Source organism: Halobacteriovorax marinus SJ, from assembly GCF_000210915.2.
Classification (GTDB): domain Bacteria; phylum Bdellovibrionota; class Bacteriovoracia; order Bacteriovoracales; family Bacteriovoracaceae; genus Halobacteriovorax; species Halobacteriovorax marinus.
Genome location: NC_016620.1, coordinates 2278719 through 2292790, shown reverse-complemented (window position 1 = coordinate 2292790; position 14072 = coordinate 2278719). Strand labels below are relative to the sequence as shown.

Genomic DNA, 14072 nt, shown 5'->3' with positions numbered 1-14072 from the left:
AACATGAAAAAACTAATCTTAATCACATCACTACTTGTAACTGCATCTTCATTTGCTGAGCTTGGAGTTGTATCTGGCAATTCAAGAATGTCTCATACTGATAATGGACTAAACTTTTCAAGTCGTGGTCAATCTTCTGGAACATATTTCTACAAGCAAGCAATTAAATCAGCTCTACCTGATGCAGAAGAAGTACTTGCAGGTGGAGTGGCATCAGATTTATTTATTGAAGTAGTAGAGGCCATTGAAACTCAAAAGAAAGTTAAGTTTGAGAGCTTAGAAGAAGCAGCGATTGCAATCATTGAAGAAGCTGGAAAGTAATTAATTGAATTATCCTAGTCCAACAGATTGATTTAATGTTGGACTAGGAGACTTTTCAGACTCTCTAAACGGGCAATGCTCTTAATATAAAATTTGTTTTAAATCTATTCACTGTCTATTAATTAGTCAGTATTCCTATATTTAAGTATCTATAATTACATCTAATTTTCGGCATATATCTTGCTCTCTTAGTTATTAAAATATTATTCTGAGGGGGATATATGAGATCACTACAATTTGTAGCTTTAATGCTGTTAGCGGCAGTATCAGTTGGGCCTAGTTTCTTTGGACAAAACTCTAGAGGATTAGCATCTGAAGATTGTATCAATTGTGAAGTTAGGGGCAATGTGAGTGATTCAAAAAATATAGAGAACAATATTTCTAAGCTTTCTAAAAGTCTATCATCTCTTACTAAGAATGAAAGAATCTTTGTAGATCTAAAAAATAAATTTCAATGTGGTGATAATGATTTTGCTTCTATTTCTAAATCTAAAGGTCGTTTAAAAAAGGATCAAAAGTACTTTATTAAAAACGACTCAATGTACCCTGAAACAGATGACGCTCAATTTATTTTTGCCATGAACCTTCCAAGTGAGGGGAGACTTCCATCTACAAAGAGTGATAAGCCTTTCATTGGTAAAAGTTTTCATAATGATTTATTGATGGTTGAGAAAGTCTATAGCGATAGAGATGTCATTGGCTTTAATATTACAATTTCCTATTGCTCTGCTTTCTCTGAAAAAGATAAGAAACTTATTCATGACGATAGAGAACTTAAAGAATTGGCCTTTGGTGGAATTTCGCTAGACGATGATAATACTTGTGGAATATTCAATGATATTGATGGCGCCCAAACAGCAATGGTTTCTAAGAAAGAAGGAATATTTGGAAGTAACTTTCCATTTCAAACATCATTCTCGGCAATTGATTGCGACCTCGAGTAGTGACCACCCCCTTGGTCAATTTTTCTGACTAGAAATTTAATTGGAATAAATCTACCATCTTCTAAACAGCTAATGTTTGGAGATGGTATGTTGCTTTCTAATATTGAATCAATCCCTGGTAAAACAATCATAGAATATTGTGGTTTAGTTTCTGGCTCTACAGTTAGGGCAAAACATTTTGGTCGCGACTTTATGGCCGGACTAAAAAATATAGTTGGCGGAGAGCTTAAAGGTTACAGTGAACTTCTAGCTGAATCTCGAAAAGAGGCAATGGATAGAATGATCATGAGTGCGAATAACTCTGGAGCGAATGCCATTATAAATATCCGCTTTTCAACATCATCAGTTGCTCAAGGGGCCGCTGAACTCTATTGCTACGGTACTGCCGTAAGAGTTGAATAGATAGTGTCCAGTCTTGCCGCATTCTTTATTCTTCTTTTTTCAGGTTACTTTATTGGGAAGTATAATGAAGAGAGACATATTCGATCTATTCGCGCAAGGGAGCGCTCAACTAGACGTATGAGCTTAAATAATCTCAAGAAAGTTAATTACAATAATGAAAATATACTTCAAGAAAAGCTCGCAATAGGAAGCACTGTTGTCTCTATTGATTACTTTAAATTGATTACCACTGGATTTAAGTCTCTCTTTGGGGGCCGTCTTAAGGGAATAGAGTCTCTCGTAGATCGAGCGAGAAGAGAAGCGGTTCTTAGAATGAAAGAGGATGCGATTGATTACGATACAATCTGTAATGTTCGCATTGAAACTTCTTCTATCTCAAACGATATTGCCAAGAGATATGTTGGAAGTATTGAAGTCATTGCTTATGGAACTGCGATAAAATTCAAAGTTTAAGCAATCAATTTACTCGGTTTCTATATCTACTAGGAAATCACCGCCTCTTGGTAATTTATTTAATAAAATTTAAAATACATATATGAATTCTATAATTGAATTAGATAAAATACTTTCAGGCCTCGATCAAGATATGAGCTGTGCTAGCTTTTTAGAGAGAATATCTACATCTCTTCCTTTTAGAGGTGTTGCTTATGTCGATCTACCTGAAACACTTCCTGCAAAAGTTGACTCTAGGTTTATTTACTCTAGTGGTAAGAGATTAAGCGATATTCAATTCTTTATAGGGGACTCTGTTCGAAGAAAAATTAAGAGTACAATCTGGACTCCTGATAATTTCTTAATTGATCCAAAAGACTTAGATAATCAAGAAGTCATATCACGCTTCAAGATAAAAGTTCTCTCAAGAGTACCAATCTATTTAGATTGTAATACAATTCTTGGAATTATCTACTTTGCTCATGATGAAGAAATAAATGAGGGAAGGTATGAGTTATTTGCAGCACTCAATGCCATTGGAGCGATTTTCTCTAGAATCTTTTATAGAGAATTTGGTTGTGAACTACCAGGGGCTCATGCACAAGTAGATTTACTAAAGAAAATGTTAGACTCAAGTCATGATCTCATTTCATCAGTTATTCACGATCTTTCAAATCCTTTAACAGTAATCTACTTTGAAACACAGAAGTCTCTTTCTAATAAAGAAAGGGACATTACAAAGTCACTTACTAATATTGAAAACTCTATTGACCAAATTTATAAAATTATAGACTCTACTAAGAAGTTCTTCTCTAAGAATAAAGAGAAGGAAGACTTAGAGGTTGTGAAAATTGAAGACGTTTCTGACTTTATTAATTTTCAATTTAGTGCATTCTTTCTAGAGAAGAATCTTAAGTTTGAAAGTAGTGCTCATGAGCTTGAGTTCATTGCCTTTAAAAGTACATTCTTCAATACAGTGATCGCATCAATAATTTCTAACTCCATCAGATATTCTCCAGAGGATTCGACCATCAAAATTTATGGAGTAGAGAAATCGGGCCGAGTAGAAGTCGTCATTGAAGATGAGGCCGGTGGTTTTCCAAAAGAAGTTTTAGAGAATTTAGATAGTAACTTTAAGTCTAAGCCTTCTCCTTCCACTGGGGGAGATATTGGCTCGGGTATGGGACTTGTACTCGCCAAGTCATACTTGCAAATCATGAATGGGCAATTAGAGATTGAAACCCTAGATAAGGGAAGTCGAATTACTTTAAAGATGTCCAAGTAAGTTTTTATTAAATAAGCAGTAAATTCATGGCTAAAGAGCTTATAAAATGGTAATAAGCAATCTATGTGCAGATTACTGTTTTTATTCATTTTTAGCTTAGGCTTTGTTGCCTGTTCAAACTCATCTAAACCATTGATTATAGATGGGAAAACCATGGGGACGACTTATCATATTAAGTATTTCCAATCTGAAGTAGAACTAAATAGAAAAGAGCTAAAAAACTCAGTTGACGCGCTGCTTGTTTCTGTCAATCAAAGTATGTCTACTTATATTAAGTCATCTGAAATTTCGACTTTTAATAAAAGCCGTCAAATGACTTGGCAAAAAGCTTCCAAAGAGATTCTCTTTGTTACCAATAGAGCATTGGAGATAGGCCATAAGACAGGTGGGTCATATGATCCAACTCTAGGCCCTCTAGTAAATCTTTGGGGATTTGGGCCAAATGGCAAGAGAGAAGTTCCAGAGGCTTCGGCCATCGCTAAAGCGAGAGAGAGTGTTGGACTTTCTCTGTTGAGCGTGGATGTTGAGAAAGGGCAGTGGAAGAAAAATCATCCTAATGTCTATGTTGATCTCTCATCTTTGGCCAAGGGTTACGGAGTAGATGAAGTTGCACTTCTCTTAGGCAGAAGTGGAGCTAAAAACTATATGGTTGAGATCGGTGGAGAGGTGAGAACTTCTGGCTCAAAGAATGGGGCTCCTTGGAAGATTGCAATTGAATCACCCGATATTGAAAACCCTAAAGCAATCTATCCAAAGATTCTAAATCTAAATAATGCGGCACTGGCCACGAGTGGAAATTATAGGAACTTTTTTACTCAGAATAAGAAGAATTATTCCCATACAATTGACTTTAAAACAGGAAGACCTGTTGCACACACTCTCGCAAGCGTTAGTGTGGCCAATACTGATTCGTGTATGAATGCAGATGCCTGGGCGACAGCTTTGATGTCTTTAGGCTTTGAGAAAGGGTACAAATTAGCGCAAGAGTTAAAACTTGCAGCATATTTTATTTATAAGCTTGATAATAATAAACATTTTGTCTCTAAGGGGACGGATGAATTTAATAAACTTTTTAAGTAGGACTTTTTTATGAAAATGTTTCTTGTTTCATTAGTTGTGATGCTCGCTGCTATAGCAGGTATGGCCGTTGGTGTAATCTTTAGTAATAAAAAACTAAAGGGCTCATGTGGTGGCCTAGGTAATGTTATGGGTGAGGATTGTATGTTCTGTGAGAAGAAAACGGAATGTGATAAGGCACCAGAGCAGAAAGAAGATTGTCTTAAGTTGGAAGTAAAAGACTCAAGTGTTAACCTAACTCTTGTTTAACGAAAAAGTGAATGAAAATTGGGGGCGCATATATTGCCCCCTGCTAAAAAGTTTCTTCACGAATTGCTAACATAGTAATATATTAACATTATTAAATACGATATAAATTCTCGGGTAAAAAAAACGGATTTTAAATTATGAAAAACCCAATTGATTTCTCTCACTTGTCCAGCTCGGACATCTCTTTTATTGATTCACTTTATGAAGATTACAAACGCGACAAAGACTCTGTCGATCTCTCTTGGAAGAAGTTCTTTGAAGGTTTTGAGTTTGCAAGTGGAACTGGTGCCAGTGGTGGTGGCGGTGACTTTGATGAAGCTAGACTTAGAAAAGAGTTTAATGTCTTTAGGCTAATTCAATCTTATAGAGCTAGAGGACATTTAATTTCAGATACAAACCCAATTCGTCCACGTAGAGATAGACATGCAAGAATTAGTCTTGCCGATTATGGACTAGAAGAAAGTGATCTTGATTCAACTTTTATCTGCGGTGAGTTCGTAAACTTAGGACCGTGTAAGCTTAGAGATATTATCTCTCGTATGGAAAAGCTATACTGTGGAAAAATTGGTATCGAATATATGCACTCAAACGATACAGATATCAGACGTTGGGTGAGAGAGAAATTTGAAGTCGGTGCAGATCATATTGATATGCCGCTAGATAAGAAGAAGAGAATTCTTAGCAAGCTAAATGAAGCAAGTGTTTTTGAAAACTTCTTACAAACTAAGTATACCGGACAGAAGAGATTTTCACTAGAAGGTGGAGACACAACTATTCCTGCTCTCGATGCAATTATAAATAAGGGGAGTGAGCTTGGGGCTGAAGAATTTGTTATCGGTATGGCCCATAGAGGACGTCTAAATGTTTTAGCAAATATTATTGGTAAGACATACGAATATATTTTCTCAGAATTTGAGGGAAGCTCACTTGAGCAGCAACAAGGTCAAGGTGATGGAGATGTGAAGTATCACATGGGCTTCACTTCTGTAAGAGAGGCGACAACAGGAAAAGATGTTACACTTAAAATCTTACCTAACCCTTCTCACTTAGAAGCAGTTGCTCCAGTTGTTAATGGGTACTGTAGAGCACAGATTGATATTGCTTATAACGATGAGTCTAAAATTGTCCCAATCATTATTCATGGTGATGCCGCCGTTGCTGGCCAGGGGATTGTTTATGAAACATTACAGATGTCTGAGCTTCCAGCCTATAGATCTGGTGGAAGTATTCACTTTGTTATTAATAATCAAATCGGTTTTACAACTGACTTCAGTGACGCTAGGTCATCAAATTATTCTACATCAGTAGCGAAGACTTTAAATATTCCTATTATTCACGTGAATGGGGATTACCCTGAGCATGTTGTCTATGCTTGTGAATTGGCGATGGAGTTTAGACAAAAGTTTAAGAAAGATATCTTCATCGATATGGTTTGTTATAGAAAGCATGGTCACAACGAAGGTGATGAGCCTAAGTATACTCAGCCACATCTCTATGGATTGATCTCCAAGGTTAAGAATCCAAGAGAGCTCTACCTTGATCGTTTAATCACATCAGGTTCAATTAATAAGAGCTTGGCCAAGGAGATGCAAGACGAGTTTAAGGCGCTACTTTCTGATCGTTTCAATAATGTGAAGCAGAATGTGATACCTAAGAAATCAAGTGGTCCACATAAAGAGTGGAAGAACTTAAGATGGTCAAAGCCTGAAGACTTTGAAACTTCTCCTTCGACAAAAGTAAGTAAGAAAGAATTAGAGAAAGTTGTTAAGGCAATTTCTTCAACGCCTGAAGGATTTAAAACTCTTAGAAAAGCACAGAAACTTCTAGACCTTAGAAAGAAGATGTTTGCTGATGATACAGTTGACTGGGCGCTTGCTGAGTTAATGGCCTACGGAACTCTTTTAACTGAAGATGCCAATATTAGATTTACTGGTCAAGATGTAATCAGAGGAACTTTCTCACACAGACATGCTAAGGTCTTTGATGAGAAAACAAATAATGCCTACTGTGGTCTTTCTGAGATTGAGAAAGGGCAGGGAGATATTTATATCTATAACTCTCTTCTTTCTGAATATGCCGTTCTAGGTTTTGAATATGGTTACTCACAGGCAACTCCAAGGGCCCTAAATATTTGGGAAGCTCAATTTGGAGACTTCTCTAATGGTGCTCAAATTATGATCGACCAATTCATCACTGCAGGTGAGAGTAAGTGGCAGAGAATGAGCAATATTGTAATGCTACTTCCTCACGGTTATGAAGGAGCAGGTCCTGAGCACTCTTCATGTAGACCAGAGAGATTTCTACAGATGTGTGCTGAAGAGAATATGGTTGTCTGTAACTTTACGACTCCGGCCAATATGTTCCACGCTTTAAGAAGACAGTTGAAGTGGGAGTTTAGAAAGCCACTCGTTGTATTTACTCCGAAGTCTCTTTTAAGGCATCCTCTTTGTACTTCTAAATTAGAAGACTTCACAAAGGGTGGAATGCAAGAGCTTATTGATGACTCTTGGGTAAAAGCTAAGGATGTTAAGAGAGTACTCTTCTGTTCTGGAAAAGTTTACTACGATCTATTGGCCAAGCAACAAGAGGAAAATAGAAAAGATATTGCAATCGTTAGATTGGAGCAACTTTATCCATTACCTGCTAATCAAATAAAGGAAGTATTTAAGAGGTACGGAAAAGCGCAACACTATTGGGTACAAGAAGAGCCAATGAATATGGGAGCGTGGACATACTTACTGAGATGGCGAGATCTAGTAGGTGACTTTACTTGTATTTCAAGAAAGTCTAGTGCTTCGCCAGCTTCTGGTTACGCAGCAGTTCACTTAAGAGAGCAACAAGAAATTTTAGATAAGGCATTTGCCAAATAAAAGGTTGAATTATGAGTATTGAAATTAAAATTCCAAGTATTGGAGAATCGATTACTGAAGTTACATTAGCTGCTTGGTTAAAAGAAAGTGGTGACTACGTTGAAGAGGGAGAGATCCTCTGTGAAATCGAGTCAGACAAAGCAACCGTAGAACTTCCTGCTGAATCTAGCGGAATTTTAACTATTGCCGATTCTGCAGAAGAAGGGGCAGAGTTAGAGATTGGTGCTGTTATTGCGACCCTCGATACAAGTGCTGAAGCTCCTGCTGGAGGAGCAAGTGCTCCAAAAGAAGATGCGGCACCTGCACCAGTTGCAGAAGCTGCGCCAGCAAGTGGTGGAGATAAGAATTATCCTTCTCCTGCAGCTAAGAAAATATTAGATGAAAAAGGAATTGCTACTGATTCTGTTAGTGGTTCTGGCAAAGACGGAAGAATTACTAAAGCCGATGCTCTTAGTGCAAAAGGTTCAAGTGCTAGTGCAGCTGCTCCAGCTCCAAGTGCTCCTGAGCAAGTTGTGCTAAGTGGTGGAGTAAGTCGTGAGAAGAGAGTTGAGAAAATGACTCGTCTTAGAAAGACTATTGCTAAGCGCTTAACAGAAGCTAAGAATGAAACAGCAATGCTTACAACTTTTAATGAAGTGGATATGCACAATGTGATGGCCCTTCGTTCAAAATATAAAGATGCTTTTAAAGATAAGCACGACATCGGTCTAGGGTTTATGTCTTTCTTTACTAAGGCCTGTACTATGGCATTGAAAGAGGTTCCTGGAGTTAATGCTCAAATCGATGGTGAGAATATTGTTTATCACGACTACGCTGATGTTGGGATCGCGGTTTCAACTCCTAAAGGTTTAGTTGTTCCAGTGGTAAGAAATGCAGAGAGCATGAGCTTAGCACAAATAGAGAAAGAAATTCGTAGACTTGCTCTTAAAGGGCGTGATGGAAAGCTAGGTATTGATGAAATGCAAGGTGGAACATTTACGATCACTAATGGTGGAGTCTTTGGATCTATGCTTTCAACTCCAATTATTAATATTCCACAATCTGCAATCTTAGGAATGCATAATATTGTAGAGAGACCAGTGGCCATTAATGGTCAGGTTGTTATTCACCCTGTGATGTACTTAGCACTATCTTATGATCACAGAATTGTAGATGGAAAAGAGTCTGTAACATTCCTTAAAACAGTTAAGGAATTAATTGAAGATCCTTCAAGAATGTTACTAGATATCTAAGAATTAGGAGTAGAGAATGAGTGAATATGATGTAGTAGTTATCGGTTCTGGTCCTGGTGGATATGTTTGTGCTATTAGAATGGCGCAACTTGGTTTTAAAACAGCGATAGTTGAAAAATATCCAACTCTAGGTGGGACTTGTTTAAACGTAGGGTGTATCCCTTCTAAAGCATGGTTAGAGTCTTCAGAGAGATTCTATGATGCTTCTCACCACTTTGCTGATCACGGTATTGAAACAGGTAAGGTCAAAGTTGATATTTCTAAAATGAGCGCTAGAGTACAGAAAGTTGTCTCTGACACTTGTGGAGGAATTGATTTTCTTATGAAGAAGAATAAGATTGAAGTTCTTCGTGGAGTGGGAAGTCTTAAAGATAAGAATACGGTTGTTGTAAAAGGTGAGAAAGAAATAGAAGTTAAGGCAAAGAATATTGTTCTTGCTACTGGTTCTAAGCCTTCGACTCTACCTTTTATTAAGCTTGATAAAGAAAGAGTTATTACTTCAACTGAGGCCCTAAAGTTAGAGGAAGTTCCAAAGCACCTTGTAGTTATTGGTGGTGGAGTTATTGGCCTTGAAATGGGACAAGTATTTCTACGCCTTGGAGCAAAGGTTTCTGTTGTTGAGTATGCAGACTCAATGATTGCGGCTATGGATTCTGAGTTAGGAAAGAATTTACAGAGAGTTCTTAAGAAGCAGGGGATGGAGTTCTATGCTGGTCATGGAGTAACTTCTGTTGAGAGAAAAGGAAAGAAAGTCACAGTTGTGGCCAAGAAGAATAAAGACGGTAAAGAAGTAAAGATCGAAAGTGATTATTGCCTCGTTGCCGTAGGAAGAAGGCCATTCACTGATGGACTTGGGCTTGAGAATGCTGGAGTTCAAGTAGATGAGAGAGGGGTTGTTGTAACCGATCATAATTTACAGACAAGTGTCCCTAATATCTACGCTATCGGAGATATTGTTAAAGGGCCAATGCTTGCACATAAGGCCGAAGAAGAGGGTGTCTATGTTGCCGAGTTATTAGCAGGTCAAAAACCTCACTTGAATTATAATCTTATTCCTGGTGTTGTTTACACTTGGCCAGAAGTTTCTTCTGTTGGACAGACTGAAGAGCAGCTCAAGGCTTCAAAGGTTCCTTACAAGAAAGGTTCTTTCCCATTTAAGGCCTCTGGTAGAGCAAGAGCAGGTAATGAGTCTGACGGGCTTATTAAAGTCTTGGCCCATAAAGATACAGATGAAATACTTGGTGTCCATATGATTGGCCCAAGGTGTGCTGATCTAATTGGTGAAGCCGTTGTGGCCATGGAGTTTAGGGCATCTGCTGAGGATATTGCGAGAATTTGTCACGGTCATCCTACTTACACAGAGAGTTTTAAAGAAGCATGTCTTGCAGCTACTGAAGATAGAGCGATCCATATCTAAATTTACTATTGTCCGTAGTAGAGTGAAATACTCTGTTACGGGCAAATATATCCTAAATCTATTTAAATTATTCCATTATTCAATTTAGTCATACCTCTCCTCGATAAGTTTAAAGAGTAAATTTACCAAAATGAGGATCTTCATGACGAAGAAGAAGTTTAATCTACAAGAAAAATTAAAAAATATATCAAAAGAGAGTGGTCATCAAACTTTTGAAGATCAATCTTGGAGTGTTTATCCGCCTATCATTGAGGCCGAGCAAGCATTCGACTTTAATTATTCCTTAGATGAGAATATCCCAACACCACCTAAGTTTGATAAGAAGAAATTTGAGAGCAAGGGGAAAGAAGTTGAAACACCTATGATTGAGCCTTCAGATATTGAAGTTCAGAGTGAAGAAGGTAGTCAAAGTGAGATCACTACTCTTAAAAAGGTAAGAAAGAAAGAACTTAAAGCTCTAAAGAATGCTAAGAGCGATTATTTAAAATTAAAAAATATTGAAGAAGATATTAATCAGAAACTTGAGTTTGAAAAAACGAAGAATGGCAATTATAGAAAATCTCTTTGTGAAGTAAAAGGGAATTTAAATAATCTCTCTAAAGAACTGGATGGACTTAAGAGCCAGAGAGGACAACTAGAATTAGAGAATAAGTCACTAGAAAGAGAACTCCTTAGACTGGAGCAGAGAAAGAGCGAAAGTGAAGAGACGATTAATAGTATTAGTAAGGAAAATGGTGCCTTAACAGAGAAATTGGCAAATATTCATAGAGATATGAATGAGGCCGAAAGTATCTATAATGCTAATCTCGATTTAATTTCAAGCTATAAGAAACAGGTTGTCGAAAATAAAGAAAGTATAAATACACTCTTAAGTGAAATAGATTATAAGAATAAAGAAATTGATCACAAGAATGAAACGATAGATCTATTGAAAGAGGATATTGAGCAGACTAGATCTCTGCAAAGTAAAATAACTTCCGAGTTAGACCAATTAATTGTTGAATATAAAAAGAGTGAGAAGGAACTCGAAGAAATTAAATCTCGAAAAGATATCTTAAACAAAGAGATTCAAGAGATTGAGATTAGCTCTAGTGATTACTCTCATCGAAAAGCAAGCTTATTTAAAGAGTTTAATGAGCAAGAATCACTTGTTTTTGAGTTAATGGAAACTCTAAAGTCTCTAAAGAGTGATGTTGAGTCTAAGAGATTAATTGTAGAGTCTCATGAGTCAAAGATATATCAAGCACAGAAATCCATTTCAGAGTATGAAACGCAGAAATCGACTTTAGAAGCAGTCCTTATAAAGAGAAAGCAAGAAATTCACAAATACACTAAAGTATATGAATTAAAGCTTAGTAAATTAGATCAATTAGAAAATGACAATTTTAACCTTAAAAGAACTTGTGAGAGTTTACTTGCAACAATTGAGGAAAGTAAATTACAGAGAAGTGTACTCTCTAGAAAGCTAAATCAACTTAAAGTTGAAAACGATAAATCACTTGGGCAAATAGAGTTACTAGACAAAGAGTTAGTTAAGACGTCGTATGAGAATGATACTCTCGAAAAGAGCATTCAAAATATAACTCTTGAGAAGGTTGTTAATCTAGAAAAAATATCGAGCTTACGCAAAGAGATTTCAAGAATTCAAAAGTCTATTGAGGTTTATCAAGTTGAACTTAAAAATATTCAGTCTAATGTTAATAGACAATCAGAGCAATTACTTGGTCTAAGAGTTAAGAGGGACGAGAAACTCTCTAAACTTGATTCTTTGAAGTCGCAGTTTAGTGAGCAAAAGTATAAAGCAAAGCTATCAATTAAAGAGAAGAGAGAAATTTCACGAGAAATACAAGAGCTAGATACTCAATATTCACAGATGGAAGAAAAGAGTAAGTATTTTCAACAATTATCTAGTGAACTGAAGAGTGAAAAGCTTAAGATGATGGACGAGAAAATATCTCTAGAGCAAAGAGTAAGCTTACTTACAACATCTTTGCAGGAGTCTGAAAGTGAGCTCTCAACACAGAAAAATATTGTAAGCTCACTGCAGGGTGAACTCGAGAGTGTTACTCGGTATGCCCAAGAAATTAGAAGTAAGAGAGATATTCTTGAGAAACAAATTCCAAAGATTAGAGGAAAGAAGTTAGAAATTTCTGAGCTCTCTAATGCGGCCATGACAAATCGCAAATCCTTAGAAGAAGAAATTATTAACTTGGAAAGAGAAAAGGGAAGACTTGAGAGTGAAATTCTAAAGGATAAGGAAAGCTATTCTGAGTTGAATGCAAAATATCTTAGTATTGAATCAAATCTTAAGAAATCAAAATCTGCAATTAGTGATTATAAAGTAGCAAAAGAGAAGTTAGTCGCTCAGATTCAAACAAGAGAGCAGCTAATTAAGTCAAAATCTGCGGCCGCTAGTGAACTTGTAAAAGAGCAGAGACGCTTAGAAATAGAGATTGGCGATTTAAAGAGTACGTTTAATAACTCCAATTCAAATCTAATTGATATCAATTTAAATATTTCTTCTATGAAAGAGAATATTCGAAGAAAGAAAGATGAACTCAATGAAGTGAAGGTCAAATACAACTCATTAACTAATAATAATAGAGAACTCAATGTTGATAGAGATCAGCAAATTATTCTTATAAATGAGCTAGAAAAAACTAAGCTTCGTTATATTAACTTAATAGATGATATGATTGCTAAGAATGGCGCTCAAGAGAGCAAATTGAAAAGTAATGATGACTATATTGAAAAATTACAAGAAGAAGTTAATTCTCTAAAAGATAATGTCTATACTCTAGCAAATTATACTAAGAAGAAGGCAAGTTAAGATTTCTTCTTTCCACTCTACCCGAAGAGCTTAGTTCAAGGGCTTCTTCGGGCGCCGTTATGACCTTTAAGATTCGCTGACTTTTTTGTTCATATACAAGATGGTCTTTATCAATATATTCTTTTTCAAAATCAGTAAGAGAACTTCTCACTTTTAAATTTTCAAATTCTCTCTCTATATTTATTCTTACTCCATTTAAATCAATACTAGGGTGACCTTCGATATAGTCAATTAAGAGATTCTTTAAATTTAGAATATAGCTAAAATTTGAGTAAACACTATTGTAAGCATCAACTTGGAGATAGGTAGAGTTATACAATTGATATTCAAGTATGAGCTCTCTTCTTAATTCACAGTTTAAAATTTGAAATTCATAGAGTCCTTGGTCGTGTCTACTAGCATCTAGCTCTAAAATTACTTGTGGGCCACTAAGTCTATTATCATATTTAAAGCGGGTGATTAAATCACCATGGGACTCTATAGAGATAATTTTTGCATGAGTATATTGAGTTAGCTCGTTTAATAATTTGGAGAGAAAGAAGCCTGTAGGTTGATAAATAAAGAAGTAGTCATAGCTTTGATAGTCGAAGTCTAGGGCATCCCCAATTATAAATTGAGTTGTATCTAGACCTAGTGCTTGAGCGGTATCAACGGCCCACTTGATTCTCTCTTCCACTAGTTCAATAGAGTGAAAACTTTCTTCGCCAAGACATTGAGCAAGCAGGGTTCCCTTAGAATAGGCTGAGCCAATATCTATAACTCTCTTTCCCTTAGTGAATTTAATTATTTGATAGTAATCATACCAACTGGTATTTAAGGCCTCTTCTCTTAGTCGTTCTGTTAAGTAGAGATTTTCATCAGAGCTCTCTAAGGTGAGCGCCTCTTCGAGTTCTTGATAGTGGTAATTGAAGAAGTCGTCACAGTAGTTATTAAACTCTTTAGGGGAGTCAATTTGCTCTAACTTTAAGTTAAATTTCTTAATTTTTAGACTTATTTCAGATTTGCTCATAATT

Annotated in this window: 12 protein-coding genes; 11 read left to right on the top strand and 1 reads right to left on the bottom strand. The window is 36.3% G+C overall.

Going from position 1 to position 14072, the window contains the following annotated elements; translation table 11 throughout:
- Positions 1 to 3 precede the first annotated feature (3 nt).
- The 11 genes from BMS_RS10755 (at position 4) to BMS_RS10705 (ending at position 13059) form a co-directional block, all read left to right on the top strand.
- Positions 4 to 321 (top strand): hypothetical protein, encoded by a 318-nt coding sequence (locus tag BMS_RS10755; protein ID WP_014244844.1) that lies wholly within the window; start codon positions 4 to 6, stop codon positions 319 to 321.
- A 221-nt stretch (positions 322 to 542) separates the two neighbouring features.
- The gene (locus tag BMS_RS10750) at positions 543 to 1265 is read left to right on the top strand and encodes a hypothetical protein (protein WP_014244843.1); all 723 of its coding nucleotides are present in this window, start codon (positions 543 to 545) and stop codon (positions 1263 to 1265) included.
- A gap of 87 nt (positions 1266 to 1352) precedes the next feature.
- Positions 1353 to 1667 carry a YbjQ family protein gene (locus tag BMS_RS10745; RefSeq protein ID WP_044557527.1) on the top strand — a complete coding sequence of 105 codons (315 nt, stop codon included), beginning with the start codon at positions 1353 to 1355 and terminating at the stop codon, positions 1665 to 1667.
- Positions 1668 to 1670: 3 nt separating this feature from the next.
- Positions 1671 to 2120 (top strand): YbjQ family protein, encoded by a 450-nt coding sequence (locus BMS_RS10740; protein WP_014244841.1) that lies wholly within the window; start codon positions 1671 to 1673, stop codon positions 2118 to 2120.
- A gap of 82 nt (positions 2121 to 2202) precedes the next feature.
- Positions 2203 to 3384 carry a sensor histidine kinase gene (locus BMS_RS10735; protein WP_014244840.1) on the top strand — a complete coding sequence of 394 codons (1182 nt, stop codon included), beginning with the start codon at positions 2203 to 2205 and terminating at the stop codon, positions 3382 to 3384.
- 63 nt (positions 3385 to 3447) lie between these two features.
- Positions 3448 to 4464, top strand: a complete 1017-nt coding sequence (locus tag BMS_RS10730) for an FAD:protein FMN transferase (protein ID WP_014244839.1) — start codon at positions 3448 to 3450, stop codon at positions 4462 to 4464.
- A 9-nt stretch (positions 4465 to 4473) separates the two neighbouring features.
- Positions 4474 to 4710, top strand: a complete 237-nt coding sequence (nqrM, locus tag BMS_RS10725; protein WP_014244838.1) for a (Na+)-NQR maturation NqrM — start codon at positions 4474 to 4476, stop codon at positions 4708 to 4710.
- A 137-nt stretch (positions 4711 to 4847) separates the two neighbouring features.
- Positions 4848 to 7580 carry a 2-oxoglutarate dehydrogenase E1 component gene (locus BMS_RS10720; protein WP_014244837.1) on the top strand — a complete coding sequence of 911 codons (2733 nt, stop codon included), beginning with the start codon at positions 4848 to 4850 and terminating at the stop codon, positions 7578 to 7580.
- An 11-nt stretch (positions 7581 to 7591) separates the two neighbouring features.
- Entirely contained in the window at positions 7592 to 8812 is a 1221-nt protein-coding gene (odhB, locus tag BMS_RS10715) for a 2-oxoglutarate dehydrogenase complex dihydrolipoyllysine-residue succinyltransferase (protein WP_014244836.1), read from the top strand.
- A 16-nt stretch (positions 8813 to 8828) separates the two neighbouring features.
- Complete coding sequence (gene lpdA / locus BMS_RS10710) at positions 8829 to 10229, top strand: dihydrolipoyl dehydrogenase (RefSeq protein ID WP_014244835.1); 1401 nt, start codon at positions 8829 to 8831, stop codon at positions 10227 to 10229.
- 142 nt (positions 10230 to 10371) lie between these two features.
- Entirely contained in the window at positions 10372 to 13059 is a 2688-nt protein-coding gene (locus tag BMS_RS10705; protein ID WP_044557526.1) for a coiled-coil domain-containing protein, read from the top strand.
- On the opposite strand, the gene BMS_RS10700 is transcribed toward BMS_RS10705, so the two are convergent.
- Complete coding sequence (locus BMS_RS10700) at positions 13040 to 14068, bottom strand: methyltransferase domain-containing protein (protein ID WP_014244833.1); 1029 nt, start codon at positions 14066 to 14068, stop codon at positions 13040 to 13042. The two genes, BMS_RS10705 and BMS_RS10700, sit on opposite strands and share 20 nt — an antisense overlap.
- Between the last annotated feature and the right edge of the window lie 4 nt (positions 14069 to 14072).